The following is a 20,079-nucleotide window of genomic DNA, read 5'->3' as shown; positions in this document are numbered from 1 at the left end:
GATCAAATCATAATTGCTAAAATATCTTTAGAAACTTTTTGCAAAGGAGAAATAGACCATGGAGATGAGATGGAATTTAGATGCGTTATATTCATCCATAGATTCCGAAAAATTAAAAAGAGATTTTGAAGCTACGGTTCAGGAAATTGAGAACATAAAGAAATGGGCCGAGATTGAGTTGGATTCTTTAGAGAATGCCGTGAAAAAGATAGAAGACTATCTACAAATGCAAATATCTTTTTTAAACCAATACAGTCGCCTCTACCATTTCGCTGAGTTAACCTTAAGTGTAGAAGCAAAAAATGAAAAGGCTTTAAAAACTCTGGAACAATTAGAAGAATTAGGGACAGAATTAAAGGAACCTAATGTCAAATTCCAAAAGTGGCTTTCCCAAATCCCTAACTTAGAAAAATTGATCTCAACCTCACCAACCCTTGAGGAACATCGTTTTTATCTCCAAGAGTTAGTGGAGAAAAGCCGCTATCTTCTAAGTGATAAAGAAGAAGTGGTTCTTGCAAAAATGAAAAATACGGGATCTAGTGCTTGGTCGAAATTGCAGGAATTATTAACTTCTACTTTACTCGTTGACATTACGATTGATGGTGAAGACAAACAACTCCCTTTGCCTGTTGTCAGAAATATGGCTTATGATGCGAACCCTACCGTTCGAAAAACAGCTTATGAAACAGAACTTAAAGCTTATAGAAAGATTGAAGAATCTTCAGCGGCAAGTCTTAACGGAATTAAAGGTGAAGTGATTACTGAAAGTAAAATGAGAGGTTATACATCACCATTAGAAAAAACCTTAATCGATTCTAGAATGGATCAGAAAATTTTAGACGCAATGCTTACCGCCATTCGCGAAAGTCTACCATCTTTCCATCGATTCTATCGCAAAAAAGCCGAAATATTAGGGCATCAAAATGGTCTACCCTTTTACGACTTATTTGCACCAATCGGTAAAGTTGACAAAAAGTATACCTATGAAGAGGCAAGGGATTTCATCGTGACTCATTTCCGCCAATTTAGTGACCGTCTAGCCGATTTTGCCGAGCATGCGTTTACACATCAGTGGATTGATGCAGAACCGAGAGAAGGAAAACGCGGTGGAGCTTTTTGTTCCAATTTACATGAAATTAAAGAAAGCCGTATCTTATCGAACTTTACAGGTAGTTTTAGCGATGTCACCACTTTAGCCCATGAATTGGGTCATGCTTATCACGGGGCTTGTCTAGCAGAAGAATCGATTTTAAATAGCGATTATCCCATGCCCCTTGCAGAGACAGCATCCATCTTTTGTGAGACGATCGTTAAGAATGCAGCTTTACAACAGGCTGAAGAAGAGGAAGCCTTATTCATTTTAGAAAACGATATTTCCGATGCGGGTCAGGTCATCGTCGATATCTATAGCCGTTTTCTCTTTGAAAGTGAAGTCTTTAAACGAAGGGAAGAAGGCTCATTATCGGTGGATGAACTAAAAGAAGTGATGCTCAATGCGCAAAAAGAAGCATATGGCAATGGGTTAGATCATCAATACTTACATCCATACATGTGGGTATGTAAGCCTCACTATTATTTTGCCGATTATAATTTTTATAACTTTCCCTATGCCTTTGGCTTATTATTTGCTAAAGGGTTATATGCAGAGTATCTAAAACGGGGAAAAGAATTTGTCAAAGAGTACGATCAACTTCTGTCGGTGACAGGAAAAATGAAGATTGCTGATGTCACCAAAACCATGGGGATTGATGTGACACAGGTTGATTTTTGGCGTAATTCACTCAAATTGATTGAGCAAGATATTGAGACGTTTGTGAATTTAACATAAAGGTGGTTTGTGAGTTACAAAAGCGACGACTTTGCGGAGTACCTTTTTCACCGATTACTTTAATTAGAAAAAGGTACGGAGAACGGAGACGCGTTGCAATCACAAACCACATAATGAGAAAAACGGAGCGGAATGCTCCGTTTTTCTAAGAAATATGATTTTTTCTTATCTCATTGCTTTTCTTGCAAAATCAGTATTTACGATTTTTTCATAAGGGGCTTTCGACTTCAATTCGCCGGCATTTTCCATTACTCTTTCAAGGTTATGGTATTCAGCCTCATCAATAATTGGATCAGTTGCCCATGAACCTTGAGAACGATAACGATCAAGGACTCGCAACATAATTTTGCGATCCAAGTCTTGGAATTGGGGTTGGATTACGTCTGCGATTTCCTCAATCGTGTGATTTTCGACCCATTGTTGTGCTTTATATATGGCATTGGTGAATTTTTGTACTTTCTCGGGACTTTGGTTAATCATGCTTTGGCGAGTAATAAATACGGTATAAGGCAATTTTCCACTATCTTTTCCAAAAGAAGCGACCACATAGCCTTTTCCTTCTGCTTCAATTTTGGAAGCAACCGGCTCGAATAATTGGACAAAGTCACCGGTACCAGAGACAAATGCTGTACCTAAGTTAGCAAAGTCCACATTTTGAATAATAGTGTTATCCACTTTTGGGCGAATTCCCTGTTTCACTTGCACATACTCACTAACCATTTCCGGCATTCCGCCTTTTCTTTGACCAAGGAGGACTTTTCCTTTTAACATATCCCATTTAAAGAAATCAATGGGTTTTCTTGACACGAGGAACGATCCATCTGTTTGCGTTAATTGAGCAAAGTTAATGGCAGGGTCTTTCGGATTTTGGCTATATACATAGATGGTCGTTTCCGTTCCGACCAAAATGATGTCTGCACTGCCACTGACAAGTGCTGTCATTGTTTTATCCCCACCATTGGCATTAAATAGTTCGACTTCTAATCCTTGTTCTTTAAAGAATCCTTTCTCAATTGCTACATATAATGGGGTATAGAAGATGGAATGAGTCACTTCTGCTAAACGAATTTTCTCTTGAGTTTTGGGTGTGGCTGAATCAGAGCATCCTGCGAAAAAGGTAAATGTTGTAAAGATTAGAATGATGAAACTTATCTTTAAAGCTTTTGTCAAGATCAAACACCTCCGCATTTGCCTATTTCTATCACCAATATCATATGAAAGAGTATCAGAATCGGTTCAAAAAAATGTGTGGAAATGAACTTTCAATGTTATAATGAAGTTAAATTGAAATGGATACGTATTTAAACTGGAACTATGGGTGGGAATAAGAAATGTATGTGATGGTCGTTGGGTTAAATTATCGAACAACCCCTATAGAGATTCGCGAAAAATTTACCTTTCAAGAACAAGAACTACCAGATGCATTAACACGACTAAAGCAAATGAAAAGTATCTTAGAAGCCGTGATCATCAGCACCTGTAATCGAACGGAAATTTATGCTGTGGTTGATCAGTTGCATACCGGAGAACATTTTATTAAGAGATTTTTTTCTGAATGGTTTCATCTTCCAAAAGAGGAATTCGCTCATCACTTATATGTGAAGCAAGATAGGGAAGCAACTGAACATCTTTTTCATGTGATTGCAGGCTTAGATTCGATGATCGTCGGGGAAACTCAGATTTTAGGGCAGGTTCGGGAAGCATTTTTTATAGCACAAACATATAAGACAACAGGCACTTTATTTAATCGTTTATTTAAACAGGCAATTACGTTTGGAAAAAGAGTTCATACTGAAACGGGAATTGGCCAAAATGCTGTATCGATCAGTTATGCTGCGGTTGAATTAACAAAGAAGGTATTTGAACACTTTGAAGATAAATCAGTATTGATTATTGGGGCAGGGGAAATGAGTGAATTAACCGCTATTCACCTTCATTCCCAAGGTGTTCAAAACGTGATGGTTGCCAATCGAACGATAGAGAAGGCAGAAGAACTAGCTTTGACCTTTCGTGGAAAAGCTTATTCGATGGAAGATTTATCCCACGCTTTATTAAAAGCAGATATTGTGATCAGTTCGACAGGAGCTGATTCATTGATTCTATCACGTGCACAAGTTGCTGACGTAATGAAAAAAAGAGGAAACAGACCGCTATTTATGATTGATATTGCTGTTCCACGGGATCTCGATCCAGCTATTCAGGATTGTGAGAATGTATATTTATTTAATATTGATGACCTACAAGAAATTGTAGATGGGAACATTCGTGAAAGACAACGGATTGCTGGTGAGGTTCAAGTGAAAATTACTGTTGAAGTTGATCAATTCTACCAATGGGTGAATACGCTTGGTGTTATTCCATTAATTTCCAAATTGCGGGAGAAGAGTGAGAAAATCCAAGAAGAAACAATGAAATCCCTTGAGAATAAACTTTCTCATCTATCTGAGCGGGATTTAACCATTATTCGCAAACATACCAAAAGTATTGTGAATCAGATGTTAAAAGAGCCAATTCTCAATTTGAAAGAAAATGCAATCAAACCTGACGCAGAATTAATGATGGAGTATTTCAGGAAGATTTTTGGGATCGAAGAGGGAGAACTAAGGGAATCAGTACAATACGAGCATAGAAAAAATAAAGAGATTTACCAATCCGAGCGAAGATTTGAACTGAAAACATCTTTATTTAAGTAGGTTTTGTGATAAATATGAATGGATGGATTCTTTTTCTTTTGCTTATCTATTCATCTAGTTTTGGAATACGAATGACGAATCAGTTCATTACATCATTCAAGCTGAAAAAATGGGCTAAAATAAGTCTGCTCTTTGGAGGCTTGCTTCATCTATTGATTTTTCTCATCAATTTCATAGAAAAAGGTTATTTTCCTTTATTAACCATCTTTGAAGTTCTTTATTTTTATTCTTTCATTATGATTATTCTTGCTATCTTCATTCAGCAATTTTTTCAAGTGGATGTTTTTGAGATTCTAATTCTATTCGTTTTATTTATCGGGTTGATCTTATTGCTACTTGCAGAATCAGTCGGGGAAACTTCACCTACGATTGATGAACACTTTTTATCTCGATTTTTATTTTTGCATATTGGTTTAACGTTAACTAGCTATGGAGTTTTTTCACTCTCAGCTTTATTTTCAATCTTCTTTCTCATGTATGATCGATTGTTGAAACAGAAGAAATGGAATTTGTTAACGAAAAAGATGCCAAGTCTGCAGCGATTAGAGAAGAATATATTTTTAGCCAATCTCTTTGGTACTTTATTATTGTTTATGGGATTGTTGTTTGGTTCGATCTGGGCCACTTCTTTTTTTCACTTGAAATTTTTCTACGATCTTAAAGTGATAATCTCGATCATCGTATTCATCATGTATCTTGTATTTTTAATACAAAGGCAAAAGGGAAATTGGATCAGTAAACAATTATCCCAGTGGAATTTACTCAGTTTTGTGATGGTATTAATTAACTTTTTAATTTCCTACTATTTCGAATCTTTTCACCATTGGTTGTAGGAGGAACTAATGAAAGCGTATTACTCGATGTTTGTTCAGATGAAAAACCGTCCCTGTATTGTCATTGGTGGAGGAAAGGTTGCTGAAAGGAAAATTGGACGATTGCTTCAAGTTGGAGCCCATTTGACGGTGATCAGCCCCTCCATTACAGAACAAATCCGACAATGGGTAGACCAACAACAAATCATTTGGAAAGAAAGGGAATATAAAAGAGGAGATTTAGAAGGGTATTTCTTGGTCATTATCGCGACGGATCAAGCAGAAATGAATCAACTGATTTATCAGGAAGTCAATCATCAGTACCAATTGGTGAACGTTGTGGATGCTCCTGATTTATGTACGTTTATCGTTCCATCAACTGTAACAAGAGGATATTTACAGATCTCAATCTCAACAAACGGAGCTAGTCCAGGTTTAGCAAAAAAAATCCGTCAAGAAATTGAGGACACATTTGGAGAAGAATATGAAACCTATACTCTTTTTTTAGCCGAAATGAGAGAGTGGATTTTACAACAAAATTTAAATGCTAGAACTCGGCAATACTATTTTGCGAAAATGTTAGAAGATGAGATATTGACCCGGATAAAAAAGGGTGGAAAAGAGCGGGTAATGGATGAAATCAAGCAAGAGATTATTCAGAAAAGGAATGTTTGAAAATGAAAAAAATCATCGTTGGTTCAAGGAGAAGCCAATTGGCACTCGTTCAAACCGAATGGGTGATCCAGCAATTGAAAACCTTTTATCCCGATGTTCAATTTGAGATTAAAGAGATTGTTACAAAAGGAGATAAAATTCTTGATGTCACCCTCTCAAAAGTGGGGGGAAAAGGCTTATTTGTCAAAGAAATCGAACAAGCGTTATTGGATAGTGAAATCGATTTTGCAGTACATAGTATGAAAGATATGCCAGCACAGATGCCAAAGGGGTTGACATTGGCAGCAGTTCCGAAGCGTGAAGATCCAAGAGATTGTCTCATTTCGCGGCATAATTACACTATTGACACCTTACCAAAGGGGGCTAAAGTAGGAACCAGTAGTTTGCGACGAGCGGCTCAGATTCTTGCTTATCGGAATGACCTTAAGATCGAATCGATTCGGGGAAATATCAATACGAGACTTATCAAACTAGAGTCAGAAGGATTAGATGCCATCATTTTAGCAGCAGCTGGCCTTCATCGGATGGGGTGGAATGAGCGAATCACACAGTATCTTGATCCGATGATTTCGATCCCTGCAGTCGGTCAGGGTGCATTAGGGATTCAAGCAAGAGAAGATGACGGCAACATTCTGCAAATGTTAGCGAAAATTGACCATCCGTCAACGAGAACTCTGGTATCTGCGGAAAGAGCGTTTCTTCATCGGTTACAAGGCGGGTGTCAGATTCCAATAGGAGCATATGCAAAATGGAAGGATGACAAGATTTACCTAGTTGGTCTAGTTGCTTCAGTAGATGGAGAAACGGTGTTGAAATATCAAGATAACGGAACAAAGGACGAGGCGATCGCTTTAGGAATAAGAGTGGCAGAGCATTTATTAGAAATGGGAGCTGATCAAATTTTAGCTCAAGTGAAAGGAGAATGAAATGAATGAGGACTGGAAAAGTGTTTTTAGTTGGGGCTGGTCCTGGTGATCCTAAGTTGATTACGCTTCGGGGAATAGAAGCAATTGAACAAGCAGATGTGATCGTTTACGACCGTCTTGCCCATCCCTCCCTGTTAAAATACGTCAAAAAAGGTGCGGAAAAAATTTATGTAGGGAAGCGACCGGATCACCATACATTGCAGCAGGAAGAAATCAATCAATTATTAGTGGACAAAGCGCTTGCGGGTCATATTGTGACTCGTCTAAAAGGTGGAGATCCTACTATTTTTGGACGTGTAGGGGAAGAAGCTGAAAGCTTAGCTGAACATGATATCCCATTTGAAATCGTCCCAGGGATTACTTCAGCAATTGCCGTTCCTGCTTATGCCGGTATTCCTGTCACACATCGTCATTTCACTTCATCTCTTGCCATTGTTACAGGTCATGAAGATCCGACTAAGAACGAATCCAATATTGATTGGGCGAAACTATCTACCGCAACAGGTACGTTAATCTTCTTGATGGGAGTTGCCAATCTCCCGCTTATTCAAAAGAAACTGATTGAACATGGAAGAGATGAAAATACACCTATTGCCTTGATTCGTTATGGAACACGTGTTGAACAGAAAACCGTTGTTGGTACGTTAAAAGATATCGTTCAAAGAGTAGAAGAAGCAAAATTAACTTCTCCTGCGATCATCATTATTGGCGAAGTCGTTACACTGCGAGAAAAACTACAATGGTTTGAGAAAAAGCCTTTATTTGGCAAACGAATCCTTGTTACAAGGGCGAGAAGTCAGGCAAGTGAATTATCTTCATTGATTCAAGAATTGGGAGGGGAACCTGTAGAATTCCCTGTGATTAAAATCGTCCCACCAAAAGATTCTTCAGGATATAACCAAGCGATTCAACAGTTAGAACAATTTGATTGGGTGATTTTTACCAGTGTTAATGGTGTTCAATCCTTTTTTGATAAGCTAAAAGAGATGAGAGTGGATATTCGGAAAATGACAAAGGCTCGGATTGCAGCCATTGGCCCCAAAACCGCTCAACTATTAGAAGAAAAAGGCCTTATTGTCGATGTACTTCCCCAAGAATTCCGAGCGGAGGGGTTGCTTGATTCGATCAAAGACCAATTACAGCCAGCTCAAAAAGTTTTACTACCTCGAGCAGACATTGCAAGAAAGATTCTACCTGAACAATTAAGAGAAAAAGGCTTAGAAGTAGTAGAAATCGATGCTTATGAGACGGTGATCGATGCGGAAAATAAAGATGAGATTCTGGAACTATTAAAAGAGAAGAAGATCGATATCATTACATTTACCAGTTCATCAACGGTTCGCAACTTTGTAGAAGCCTTTAAGGAGGAGCCACTACAAGAGTTGCTTGAGGGTGTTACTTTAGCGAGTATTGGACCTATTACGACTGATACAGCTACATCTCTTGGCTTGAATGTAACGGTTACGGCCGATGAATATACCATACCAGGACTGGTAAAAGCAATTTCTGAATGAGTACTCTATCAAAGGGGTTCGTGATTTGCAAAAGCGACGACTTTACGGAGTGCACGGAGAACACAGACGCGTTGCAATAACATTTCTCATGAAAGGAGTAGCAATATGGAACTACAATTTAAACGACATCGTCGATTACGCCAAAATGCAGCAATTCGTAACTTAGTACGTGAAACCCAACTTCATCCTTATGATTTCATCTATCCTATATTTGTTACTTATGGAGAAAAAGTTCGAAATGAAGTACCCTCTATGCCTGGGGTATTCCAACTATCCTTAGATGAACTAGAAAAAGAAATCAAAGAAGTCGTTGATCTCAATATTCAAGCTGTGATTCTTTTTGGAATTCCTGAAAGCAAAGATGAAGTAGGAAGCGGAGCTTATGATGATCATGGTATCGTCCAAGAAGCGATTCGTCTCATCAAGAAGTTGGCTCCAGAACTAATTGTAATTGCGGATACCTGTCTTTGTGAATTTACCGATCATGGACATTGTGGTCTGGTTCATGAGGGCAAGATTCTAAACGATCCATCACTTGACCTGTTGGCAAGAACGGCAGTTTCTCAAGCGAGAGCAGGAGCGGATATCATTGCCCCTTCGAACATGATGGATGGATTTGTGGCAGCAATTCGCTATGGTCTTGATCAAGCGGGATTTACTGACGTACCGATTATGTCCTATGCCGTCAAATATGCATCTGCTTTCTACGGTCCATTTCGAGATGCGGCCCATTCCACCCCACAATTTGGTGACCGCAAAACCTATCAAATGGATCCTGCAAATGCTAGAGAAGCGCTTCGTGAGGCTGAATCCGATGTTGCTGAAGGTGCAGATTTATTAATCGTAAAACCTGCAATGGCTTATATGGATATTATTCAGCGAGTAAGAGAGCAATTTAACCTTCCAGTGGTTGCCTATAATGTAAGCGGCGAATATGCCATGATCAAAGCTGCAGCGCAAAACGGTTGGATTGATGAACAAAAGATTGTCCTAGAAATGTTAACAGGAATGAAACGAGCAGGAGCGGATATGATTATTACCTACTTCGCCAAGGATGTGGCCAAGTGGTTACAAGGGAGGAATTAACATGAGTGTGCAACCAATTGATACCATCAACCAAGAATTATTGAATCTCATCCAAAAAGATTTCCCTTTAGTAGAACAACCTTTCCTTGCAATGGGAGAGAAATTAGGAATTTCTGAAAAAGAAGTGATCGAACGTTTACTAGCATTAAAAGGAACAGTGATTCGGCAAATTTCTGCCATCTTTGATACAAGGAGTCTTGGCTATCAATCTAGTCTTGTGGCTGCGAAAGTAACCCAAGAACGATTAGATCAAGCTGCGCAAATCATCAATCAACACCCAGGAGTTTCTCATAATTATAAACGGAATCATGAATTTAATCTTTGGTTTACCATTGCAATTCCTCCAAATAGCAAATTAGGTTTGGAAAAGACGATAGAGATACTTGGTCAGATGGCTGAAGTAGAATCCATTCGGGTCTTACCAACCTTAAAACTATTTAAAATCGGCGTTCAGCTAGATATGACAGGGAAAGAAACAAAAAGCAAAACCGAAGCACCAATTTATAGTGAGAAAAAAAGAAAAGAAATCCAACCATTAACCGAGAAAGAGATTCAAATGATTCGTGTTTTACAAAAAGATTTAGAAATTATTCCTCGTCCTTTTGATTCATTAGCTGAAGAAGCAGGAGTTACGGTACAAGAGTTACTGGATCAAGCGAAGGTTTTTAAAGAAAAAGGGCAAATGCGACGGTTTGCTGCCGTCTTACACCATCGAAAAGCAGGATTTACCGCGAATGGTATGGGCGTATGGAACGTTCCTGAAGAAATTCAAGAAGAAATAGGGTATAAAATGGCTGCTTACCAAGCAGTAAGCCATTGTTATCTTCGTCCAACTTATCCAGATTGGCCATATAACATCTTTACGATGGTTCATGGACGAAGTGAACAAGAAGTGGAAGAAATTCTTGAGATGATGGCAAAAGAAACAGGAATTACAGAGCGTGCGGTTCTATATTCGACAAAGGAATACAAAAAGACAAGAGTGCAATATTTTACAAAAGAAATGGAAGAATGGGAAGAAAATGTTATTCGTCAATATCAGATAAAGGAGTAAGAATGATGGAACGATATCGAAATTCAATCGAACAATATGCAATTGCCAAAGAGTTAATGCCTGGCGGTGTGAATAGTCCAGTTCGTGCTTTTCGTTCTGTTTCACGCAATCCTGTTTATATGGATCATGGAAGAGGTTCAAAGGTCTACGATATCGATGGTAATGAATATATCGATTATGTGGCTTCATGGGGTCCCCTTATTGTTGGACATGCTCATCCTAAGGTCATTTCCTTTGTCCAAGAAGTCTTAGCAAAGGGAACAAGCTTTGGTACACCCACGGAATTGGAAACGGAAATGGCCAAGCTCATTATTGAATTAGTGCCTTCTGTTGAAATGGTTCGAATGGTCAATTCTGGTACAGAGGCAACGATGAGTGCAATTCGCCTAGCAAGAGGATATACAGGAAGAAGCAAGATCCTTAAATTTGAAGGAAGTTATCATGGACATAGTGATAGTTTATTAATTAAAGCAGGATCAGGAGTTGCGACGCTCGGACTACCAGATAGCCCTGGTGTTCCAGAAGGAACAGCCGCACAAACGATTACGGTCCCCTATAACGATTTAGAAGGAGTAAGAATTGCATTTGAAAAATTCGGACAAGACATTGCCGCGATTATCGTTGAACCCGTTGCTGGTAACATGGGAGTTGTTCCACCAAAACCAGGATTCTTACAAGGTCTTCGAAATATTACGGAACAATATGGTGCTTTATTAATTTTTGATGAGGTAATGACTGGCTTCCGTGTAGGACCAAATAGTGCTCAAGGATTATATGACGTTACTCCAGATTTAACGACATTAGGGAAGATCATTGGCGGCGGTCTACCAGTTGGAGCTTATGGTGGAAAACGTGAAATCATGGAACAAATTGCTCCTGTAGGTAAAATATACCAAGCAGGAACCTTATCAGGCAATCCTGTGGCGATGGCGGCAGGCATTGCAACGATTCAATTATTAAAAGAGCCAGGAGTTTATGAGGAATTAGAGCGCAAATCACGCTTATTAGCAGAAGGCATGGATAAAAATGCGAAAGAATTGGAGATCCCTCATCATATTAACCGTGTAGGAGCCATGATTGGTTTCTTCTTTACAGGAGAAGAAGTATACAACTATGAGACGGCAAAGACATCCAATCTTGAGTATTTCAAGCAATATCATGGCTATATGCTTGATCATGGCATTCATATTCCACCATCCCAATTTGAGGGAGTTTTTATGTCAACGGTTCATACGGATGAAGATATTGCTAAAACGTTAGAAATTCAATATGAGGCCTTTAAGGCGTTAAAAAGATAATCATCGTTCTTTTTACTGAAAGAACTTTTTTCAATTTACTTCCGTCCTTTAACAGGAATACAATTTCAAAAAGACATGTCTGCTTGACATGCCTTTTTGTTTGCAGTTATAGTTCTTATATTAAAAGATATTGGAGAGATGGAAGATAATGGCGAATTTAGTATCAACAATATTATCTTGGGTTATGGATTTAGGGTATTTTGGGATTATGCTAGGTTTAATGGTTGAGGTGATTCCTAGTGAGATCGTATTAGCCTATGGAGGCTATTTGGTTTCAAAAGGGGAGATCACCATCGTCGGATCTGTGATTGCTGGAACAATTGGCGGGGTTTTCTCTCAATTATTCTTGTATTGGTTAGGCTATTATGGCGGTCGTCCTGTGTTGGACAAATACGGGAAGTACTTATTGATAAAGAAACATCACCTTGATGTGGCCGAAAACTGGTTTAACAAATATGGTGTAGGTGTCATCTTTACGGCTCGCTTTATTCCTGTGGTTCGACACGCCATCTCGATTCCAGCAGGGATTGCGAAAATGTCGGTATGGAAGTTCATCATATATACCACATTGGCAATTATTCCCTGGTCGATCCTCTTTATTATGTTGGGGATTCAACTTGGGAATCGTTGGGATCAGATTGGAGACGTTGCTAGTAAGTATACCACACCGCTAGCCATCGCAGCAGTCGTTCTTATTCTTCTGTATTTTCTATTTAACATGAGGAAAAAAAGGTAAAAAAATAAACACCAAAAAAGTCCTTGATCTTATTGCTAGATCAAGGACTCCTTTGTATTATATAAGTCATTTTACGCAATAAAAAAAGCAAGAATGGAAAGGAGGATAGATGATATTAACATTGCAATTAAAGGTTTTAATGCTTTTGTGCGCAGGTCACGAAGACTAACGTTTAAGCCAAGACCCACCATTGCGGTTGTTAAGATAAAAGACGTAAAATTGGAAATGTCATTTAAAGTACTTTTTGAAATCGTAATATACTTCCCTAGAACATAGCTTCCAAATAAACTCATGAGAATAAAGCCAATTAAAAACCAAGGAAACTCAATTTTTGTAGTTCCAGAAACTGCGGCATTTTTTCGATTCATCCAATACATTAAAATAAAACTTAAGGGTACAAGTAATAGAACCCTACCTAGTTTTGCTAATAAAGCGATTGCTAAAGCATCTTGGCCTGCTGGTGCTCCAGCTAACGCTACATGAGCAATCTCGTGAAGACTAATTCCACTCCATATGCCATATTGAATGTTAGATAAAGGAAGAATAGGCCTTAGAATCGTATAAGTGATCGAAAAGACAGTTCCTACTAATGCAATAATACCTACAGAGATTGCTGTATCGTCATCTTTTGCCTTTAAGATTGGAGAGACTGCGGCAATGGCGGCTGCTCCACATACCCCTGTGCCGACACCTAGAAGTAAAGAGATAGAAGAATCAGCTTTCAGAAGCTTTCCTAACCATACAGTAACTAAAATAGCAAAAGTAATGACAAACAAATCGCGAACGATAAGTCCTAAACCTTGATGAATGACGACATCAATATTTAATTTTAATCCATATAAAATAATTGCGAACCGTAATAAACGTTTTGCTGAAAATTGGATGCCTGACCGAATTGCTTCTGGATAGCCGAAAAACTGACGATAGATTACTGCAATAATGATTGCACTAGCAAGCGGACCTATTCGACTAAATCCTGGTATCGTTGAGAGTGCAAATCCAAAAGCAGCGATTACAAAAGTAAAGGCAATACCTGCTAACCATAATCCTTTAGAATTAGAATTAACTAAAGGTTTTTTAACAATCTTTGCATTTTGATTTTCCATGATATCTCCTCTTTAATTTGAATTTTTACTTTTTAACGATTAATACAGGAATTGAAGATCGGTGCATCACACCTTGTGCTACGCTACCTAAAAATGCGCGATCAATGAATCCTCTCCCATGACTTCCAACAATAATGAGATCAACTTGCTCTTCTTCAGCAACATTGCAAATCGTTATACTTGCATGGCCTGTTCGATGCATAAATTGTATCCGGTCTTTCAAAGAAGAAAATAACCGATTCTTCACGTCGTTTTCAATTTGTCTTGTGATGGTTTCTTCATATCTGTCTACAACATTTGGTACGAGGTCATATGCGTAATTTTCTTTAACAGTAACGTATAGTACAATGGCTGTTGCTTTAGGCCAAGCCTCTAAAAATTCTTTTGTCATTTTCGCAGCATGTTCAGAATACTCAGAGCCATCTGTTGCAAAAAGAATCTTATTCATTATAATCAACCTCCATGATCAAATTTTGTAAGTTCATGTGAGAAGTATTCATTAAACATAAACTATAATCATTTGCTTCAATTCAGTAGTAAGTATAAAGCAAATCTTCACATAAATTAAATAAATCATTGTAATGATGATGATAAGTAAAAACTTATGTATGTGTGTTAGATATAAAATCGAAGTAAACAATGAACAGTTATTGTTATAATACGAGTAGTAGTTCTGTCTAGGGGAGGGTTTATCAATGAAACAATATTTAGAGGTGTTTGTAATGGTTGCTGAGAAAAAAAATTTTTCTAGAGCTGCAGAAGAACTCCATATGACCCAACCAGCAGTAAGTCAATATATTCGAGCATTAGAGGAATCAATGGGTACCCGATTATTAGAGCGGAGCAATAAATATGTTCGTTTAAATAAAGCAGGAGAAATTGTTTTTCATTATGCAAAAGAGATCCTAGGGCTTTACGTAAAAATGCAGAATTCAGTTGATGATTTAATCAATAAGGCGACTGGTTCCATTATAATTGGGGCTAGCTATACATTTGGGGAATATATTCTACCGCACATTATTGCGCAATTACAACAAAATTATCCAGAAATTACTCCTTCAATTCAGATACATAATACGAAAGAAATTATAGAACTTGTGTTGGATCATCAATTGGATGTTGGATTTATTGAAGGGAATTTAAAGAATGAGCACTTAACAAGTGAAGTGATCTTAGAAGATGAGATGTTTATCGTCGCTTCTCCAAAACATCCATTATTTAAAATGCAAAAAGAAATTTGTATTTCTGATTTAGATAAAGAAACTTGGATTTTAAGAGAAATTGGATCAGGAACCAGAGAAGCTACAGAAAATTTTTTTCGAATGCATAAATTGAATCCGAAAAGATTGAGAGAATTTGGTAGTACTCAACTTATAAAAGAATCTGTTGAGGCAGGTCTTGGAATCACTTTATTATCGCGATGGGCGATTGAAAAGGAGTTAACGAACCATTCGATTGAAATTATTAATGTAAAAGGATTACCATTTAAGCGCGATTTTTCAATGATTACAAATACTCCCTATCAAATAAAGGCGTTAAAGACGTTTATCGATACACTTCATCACTATCTTGCAAATCAACAAAATTTCTTAGAGAGATAAAACTTTGTTAAGAGAAAAATTCATGATGGTAAAGGTTCTATTTTAGACAATATTTTATTCGAGGAAACCTATGCCAAGGGGTGATCATGTTGGCGGAACAGCCATTATTCAAGCCAATCGGGTGACCGAACCATCACAAGTATTTGTGGACATTGAATATTTTATTATGAGATTCTTTCTGATGAGGAAATTGAACATGTAAAAAATATGTAGAAATTCAGTGCGATTGTAGTATGTTTTACATTACCATGAATGTGATGATATTATAGATGTAAAGAAATGAAGGAGGGAATTCTTTTGATTAGTGATAATTTATTACACGAATTAAATGAACAAGTGAAATTTGAATTTTACTCAGAAAATTTGTATTTAGCAATGGCAGCTTATTGTTATTCAGAAGATTTTGATGGATTTGCTCATTTTTTTGAGGTACAAGCCCAAGAAGAGAATTTCCATGCGATGAAATTCTTCCGTTTCATCAATGATCGTGATGGTCGAGTAAGAATTCAAGGAATCGAAACTCCGCAAAACGATTATGAGTCGATACTTGATGTATTCCAAAAAGCATATGAACACGAACAAGAAGTAACTAACCGTATCTATAAACTTTCAGACTTAGCAATGGAAGAAAAAGAGCATGCGACAATCAGCTTCCTAAAATGGTTCATTGATGAACAAGTAGAGGAAGAAGCAACATTTAAAACAATCATAAAAAAGCTGGAACGAATTGGTACAGATATAAATGCCCTTTACCAACTCGATGCAGAGTTAGCTAAGCGAGTTTTTACACCACCTACCGAATAATGGAATAATCAAAAATAGGCCCCATAACGGGGTCAATTTTTTTAAAAAAGTTCTATTCTAGACAGCATGGTCATATATTTTATTCGAGGAAACCTATGCAAGGGGTGATCATGTTGTCGGAACAGCCATTTATGAAATTTGAAATACGTGAGAAAGTGAGTCAATTAAAAGAGAATAATAGTTTTTACCAATTAGCCAGTTTAGAGTTACAACCGATTGTTAAAGTTTATGAATCGGAACATAACATAGAAATCTCAGGTTATTTAGTATTGAACGGTGAATTCGTAAAAGATGAAGTTGATGATGAATGGGAAGAACAATATGAACAATCGGATGGAGTCCATTCGGGGTCAATTTTTGACCAGACGGATGAACCATTGAATTTTCAGTATCAAATTCCGATTTCTATTCAAATCCAAGCAGATCGCGTTAAAGAACCTTCAGAAATATTTATCGATATTGATTTTTTTGATTATGAGATTCTATCAGACAATGAGATGGAATTAATTGCTCATGTGAAATTATTAGGTGTTCATCCCTACAAACAACAAGACACACCCGTCGATTTGTCTCTTAACGCCGAAGGGTTAATGGTTGAAGAATCTTCTTCTGACTCCTCTTCAAATGAGCAAGCTTACCAAGAAGGTTCAGCCAATATATCGAATGATCCTGAGAAAAATGAGCAGTCGACAATGCAAAATATGGCGGAAACAGCATCAGAACAAGGGGATGTAGAAGAAGTTAAACAAATGAAAGACAATGAGAAGAAGGAGGAAGATGTTGAACAAGTAGAAGCCAAAGAAGGTCAACAAAAAGAAGTGGAACAAGTAGAAGCAAAAGAAGAGCAACAAGAAGCAATAGATACGATGGAAGAACTAGAGACAGAAGAAATCGTTGCTCTGAAAGAAACGAATTTAGAACCTGTTGATCAGAATCAATCACTTATAGAAGAATCAAAGGATAGTTCAGAACAACTAGCTCCAAAGATGAAAATTGGGTTTAAGAAGAAAGAAAATGCTCCAAAACAAAATGAGTTTATTGGTTCGAATCCTTTGTATTCATTAATTAAAAAGGAAAAACAAGAAAGTATGAGTGAAGATAACTCAGAAAATACGATTGAGCAGCCTTTAAGTATGGAAATAGATGAAAGTCCTACGGATGTAGCTTTTAACAGTAACGAAAAGAAAGAACCAATTGAAGAATCTGTAAAAATTGTCGAAGAGGTCATTCGTGAAAAACCAGTTCAAGAAGGGGAAACTGAACGAATAGAAGAAACACAAGTGAAAGAAAGAGAAGAAGAACAAACAAAGCAAAGGAGTAAAAGTCTATTATACAGTTTATTGCAAGGTAACGAAGAATCACGGACAACAATGAAACTCTATTTTGTTCAGAAGAATGATACCTTACAAAGTATCGCTGAAAAATATCAAATCAAGGTACAAACGATAGTAGAGAAGAATCATTTATCTATCCAAGAGATTCATGAAGGACAAATCCTTTATCTCCCGATTGGAAGGTAAAGAAAGGAAGTTAGCTCGATGACCCAATATCTTCTACATGATCGGATCAAAGAAAATTACGATTTAAACATCGAGAAATGGGATCACTACCAAGGTAGCTATAAACTATATACCAATCGGGGGATTAAATTGGTAAAGGTATGGAATGATAATGAAACACTTTCTAGCGCCTTTCACCTTCGTGAACAATTAGCCTATAGCGGTTTTCGGACCATCGATCGGTTTATTCGTACCACATCAGGTGAGCCATATATTCTTAATGGTGATGAATATATGGTCATTACGGATTGGATCGATGGTCGGATCCCTCAGGTTACCAATAAGGATGATCTGAAAAGGGTCAGTAAACAAATCGCAAAACTTCATATAGGTTTAGCAAAAATTCGTGTTGATCAAGACTGGGAACCATGGTCGAAGCAATTTGACCATGGTTTACAACATTTACACCAGATAAAGGACAAGATTATAACAAAAGGTAAAAAAAATTCTTTCGATGAGGCAATATTGACACACATTGACTCTCAAATTGAACAGATTAAACAAAGTATATTAATGGCAGACAAAGTCGAAAAAAATCATTTTCGCTCTGGTAGAATACCCCAATGGTGTCATGGAAATCTGGACTTAAAATGGTTCCGAATTGATCAGTTTGATGTGCCATGGCTCATCCATTTTGGGATTCCAGTTTATGATATACCAGCGTATGACGTTGCGAAATTCCTTGTCCACTTATATTTGAAGGCAAATTATCAAGAGGAGCCTGTATTTCAATTTTTGAATACCTATCAAGAATTCATCCCTTTAGAAAAAGAAGAGAAACTGTGGATTTTAACCTACATTACATTTCCCCATCATCTTTGGAAATTCTTATACATCCGATATTTAAGTAGATTTTCACAAACACGCTTTGCGAATGAACAACAATATTTTCAATTGATTGACTTACAAAAACATCATGAGCGTCTTTATCGTTCACTCTATCGTTATTTTCAGCTCTAGCACTAGGTGTCGGCTCATAACCACGAATGGTTCAAAGGAGGCCTTACGATGTTTCAAGTTCGTGGCCTAGAAAAGATAGGGATCCATCCCCATGTATTTCGAGAATACGATTTTGAGATTCAACAAGCTGAAATCTACCATTCAACGATCAAATTGACCACACAACTTGGAGAATTTGCTATGAAAAAAACAAATATGAAACCTGAACAATTGGATCGTATGTCAGAAGTATTGAGATATTACGATGATCAACAATTTTTCGTGAATCAGTTGATCCGAAATAAATTTGGCGATCTATATGTACCTGTTGGGGATGGGCTTGTTTATGTAAGGAAATGGGTTGAGGGGGAACATCTGAAATTGAATTACCATCCCCACTTTTTAGCAGCAACTAAGGTTATGGCCAAAATGCATAAATTGGGACTAGACTTCTCGCCAAAACTCTCTAATTACCCAAGTATGAATGAAATTCAGATTCTTCATACTTGGAAACAGAGAATGATCTGGTTAAAAAAATACCAAAAACAATTACGTCGGAAAACAGGGCTATCGACATTTGAACATGTGGTATCTACCTATATTCCTTTTTTAAAGGACTGGGGAGAAGAAGCAATTGAACAGTTAGAACAATGGGTCATTGAATATCATTCGATTGTGAATCAAAGAAAAACAATTTGTCATGGTAATTTTCATCATCGGAATCTTATCCTTCACCAAAGAAAAATCGTTGTTCTAGATTTTCATGAAGTATCATTTGACACACCAGTTCGGGATATCGCTCAATTTATCCGTCATTATATTTTAAATAAGGGAAATCGGATCTTGGCGATGGAATGGTTAGAAGCCTATCAAAAAATAATGCCCTTAAACGAAGCAGAAAAAAGATTATTATCCATTTTTCTTCTTTTTCCTGAACGAATGTTTTCTTTAATAAAAGGGTATGAAGACAAAGAAAAGCATTGGTCAGAAGAAACTTATTTAAAGAAGCTACAAGTTCGTTGGAATCAGATGCGGGAATTACTCTGGTTTATCGATCAAAATCTCAAATAATGTTCATCATGATACTGACATAGATCACAAAAAACAAAAACAAAATAAAGACGTCAACTGGTGTAGGAAAAAACATCGTTCGTAAAAACTGAAGAATAATTAAAGGAAATAAAATCACGCGAAATGCTTCCCGAAATTTTTTGTATTTATCCATGGTTCTCACTCCTAGTATATCGGTACTTCTATCCATATGTTATGATCTAATTTTTCATTTCGTTCTTGCCCATAAGAAGCAAATCGATCTTCAACGTTCGTTTTTGAAAGATGATACCTTGTTACCTTAGTATGAGTAAAATTATTGTGGGAGAAAAAATAACCTCTTCATCCAGATAACGGAATTTCTGTTGTCTGGATGAGGAGGACACTAAGCGTAAGCA

General features: G+C 37.2%; 20 protein-coding genes. 16 read left to right on the top strand and 4 right to left on the bottom strand.

Annotated features, from left to right (window positions below; genetic code table 11):
- Positions 1–58 precede the first annotated feature (58 nt).
- Positions 59–1,828: a M3 family oligoendopeptidase gene (locus EDD72_RS03590; protein ID WP_132767338.1), complete on the top strand. Its 1,770-nt coding sequence runs from the start codon at positions 59–61 to the stop codon at positions 1,826–1,828.
- 165 nt (positions 1,829–1,993) lie between these two features.
- Here the strand turns inward: EDD72_RS03590 and EDD72_RS03585 are convergent, their stop codons facing one another.
- Entirely contained in the window at positions 1,994–2,998 is a 1,005-nt protein-coding gene (locus EDD72_RS03585) for an ABC transporter substrate-binding protein (RefSeq protein ID WP_243643766.1), read from the bottom strand.
- Positions 2,999–3,159: 161 nt separating this feature from the next.
- Between EDD72_RS03585 and hemA the strand changes: the two genes are divergently transcribed.
- The 9 genes from hemA (at position 3,160) to uptA (ending at position 12,622) form a co-directional block, all read left to right on the top strand.
- Positions 3,160–4,521 carry a glutamyl-tRNA reductase gene (hemA, locus tag EDD72_RS03580; protein WP_132767334.1) on the top strand — a complete coding sequence of 454 codons (1,362 nt, stop codon included), beginning with the start codon at positions 3,160–3,162 and terminating at the stop codon, positions 4,519–4,521.
- A 14-nt stretch (positions 4,522–4,535) separates the two neighbouring features.
- Positions 4,536–5,354: a cytochrome c biogenesis protein CcsA gene (ccsA, locus tag EDD72_RS03575; protein ID WP_132767332.1), complete on the top strand. Its 819-nt coding sequence runs from the start codon at positions 4,536–4,538 to the stop codon at positions 5,352–5,354.
- 9 nt (positions 5,355–5,363) lie between these two features.
- The gene (locus EDD72_RS03570; RefSeq protein WP_132767329.1) at positions 5,364–6,008 is read left to right on the top strand and encodes a precorrin-2 dehydrogenase/sirohydrochlorin ferrochelatase family protein; all 645 of its coding nucleotides are present in this window, start codon (positions 5,364–5,366) and stop codon (positions 6,006–6,008) included.
- Between the two features lie 2 nt (positions 6,009–6,010).
- Complete coding sequence (gene hemC / locus EDD72_RS03565; RefSeq protein WP_132767328.1) at positions 6,011–6,934, top strand: hydroxymethylbilane synthase; 924 nt, start codon at positions 6,011–6,013, stop codon at positions 6,932–6,934.
- A gap of 5 nt (positions 6,935–6,939) precedes the next feature.
- Positions 6,940–8,448 carry a uroporphyrinogen-III C-methyltransferase gene (cobA, locus tag EDD72_RS03560; RefSeq protein ID WP_132767326.1) on the top strand — a complete coding sequence of 503 codons (1,509 nt, stop codon included), beginning with the start codon at positions 6,940–6,942 and terminating at the stop codon, positions 8,446–8,448.
- A gap of 105 nt (positions 8,449–8,553) precedes the next feature.
- Positions 8,554–9,534, top strand: a complete 981-nt coding sequence (gene hemB / locus EDD72_RS03555; RefSeq protein ID WP_132767323.1) for a porphobilinogen synthase — start codon at positions 8,554–8,556, stop codon at positions 9,532–9,534.
- Between the two features lies 1 nt (position 9,535).
- On the top strand, positions 9,536–10,588 hold the full coding sequence (gene ahbA, locus EDD72_RS03550) for a siroheme decarboxylase subunit alpha (protein WP_132767321.1): 1,053 nt from the start codon (positions 9,536–9,538) through the stop codon (positions 10,586–10,588).
- 5 nt (positions 10,589–10,593) lie between these two features.
- Positions 10,594–11,886: a glutamate-1-semialdehyde 2,1-aminomutase gene (hemL, locus tag EDD72_RS03545; protein WP_207893635.1), complete on the top strand. Its 1,293-nt coding sequence runs from the start codon at positions 10,594–10,596 to the stop codon at positions 11,884–11,886.
- A gap of 148 nt (positions 11,887–12,034) precedes the next feature.
- Positions 12,035–12,622, top strand: a complete 588-nt coding sequence (uptA, locus tag EDD72_RS03540; RefSeq protein ID WP_132767319.1) for an undecaprenyl phosphate transporter UptA — start codon at positions 12,035–12,037, stop codon at positions 12,620–12,622.
- 71 nt (positions 12,623–12,693) lie between these two features.
- Here the strand turns inward: uptA and EDD72_RS03535 are convergent, their stop codons facing one another.
- Complete coding sequence (locus EDD72_RS03535; RefSeq protein ID WP_132767317.1) at positions 12,694–13,728, bottom strand: YeiH family protein; 1,035 nt, start codon at positions 13,726–13,728, stop codon at positions 12,694–12,696.
- A gap of 25 nt (positions 13,729–13,753) precedes the next feature.
- Complete coding sequence (locus EDD72_RS03530; RefSeq protein ID WP_132767315.1) at positions 13,754–14,176, bottom strand: universal stress protein; 423 nt, start codon at positions 14,174–14,176, stop codon at positions 13,754–13,756.
- A 247-nt stretch (positions 14,177–14,423) separates the two neighbouring features.
- Here EDD72_RS03530 and EDD72_RS03525 point away from each other — a divergent pair, with 247 nt between their 5' ends.
- The 6 genes from EDD72_RS03525 to EDD72_RS03505 all read left to right on the top strand — a co-directional run bounded on the left by EDD72_RS03525 (position 14,424) and on the right by EDD72_RS03505 (position 19,702).
- A complete protein-coding gene (locus tag EDD72_RS03525) occupies positions 14,424–15,329 on the top strand; it encodes a LysR family transcriptional regulator (RefSeq protein WP_132767313.1) in 906 nt (301 codons plus the stop codon).
- Positions 15,330–15,399: 70 nt separating this feature from the next.
- Positions 15,400–15,531, top strand: a complete 132-nt coding sequence (locus EDD72_RS12930; RefSeq protein WP_279388081.1) for a hypothetical protein — start codon at positions 15,400–15,402, stop codon at positions 15,529–15,531.
- 95 nt (positions 15,532–15,626) lie between these two features.
- A complete protein-coding gene (locus tag EDD72_RS03520; RefSeq protein ID WP_132767310.1) occupies positions 15,627–16,133 on the top strand; it encodes a ferritin in 507 nt (168 codons plus the stop codon).
- A gap of 113 nt (positions 16,134–16,246) precedes the next feature.
- Complete coding sequence (locus EDD72_RS03515; protein ID WP_165894956.1) at positions 16,247–17,653, top strand: LysM peptidoglycan-binding domain-containing protein; 1,407 nt, start codon at positions 16,247–16,249, stop codon at positions 17,651–17,653.
- An 18-nt stretch (positions 17,654–17,671) separates the two neighbouring features.
- The gene (locus EDD72_RS03510) at positions 17,672–18,652 is read left to right on the top strand and encodes a protein kinase family protein (RefSeq protein WP_132767306.1); all 981 of its coding nucleotides are present in this window, start codon (positions 17,672–17,674) and stop codon (positions 18,650–18,652) included.
- A gap of 48 nt (positions 18,653–18,700) precedes the next feature.
- Positions 18,701–19,702: a phosphotransferase gene (locus tag EDD72_RS03505; RefSeq protein WP_132767303.1), complete on the top strand. Its 1,002-nt coding sequence runs from the start codon at positions 18,701–18,703 to the stop codon at positions 19,700–19,702.
- Here the strand turns inward: EDD72_RS03505 and EDD72_RS12475 are convergent.
- Positions 19,695–19,856: a hypothetical protein gene (locus tag EDD72_RS12475; protein ID WP_165894955.1), complete on the bottom strand. Its 162-nt coding sequence runs from the start codon at positions 19,854–19,856 to the stop codon at positions 19,695–19,697. The genes EDD72_RS03505 and EDD72_RS12475 overlap by 8 nt on opposite strands.
- Between the last annotated feature and the right edge of the window lie 223 nt (positions 19,857–20,079).

Source organism: Tepidibacillus fermentans (assembly GCF_004342885.1).
GTDB classification, from domain to species: domain Bacteria; phylum Bacillota; class Bacilli; order Tepidibacillales; family Tepidibacillaceae; genus Tepidibacillus; species Tepidibacillus fermentans.
The sequence above is the reverse complement of the archived record's forward strand: the minus strand, read 5'-3'. Positions and strand labels throughout refer to the sequence as shown.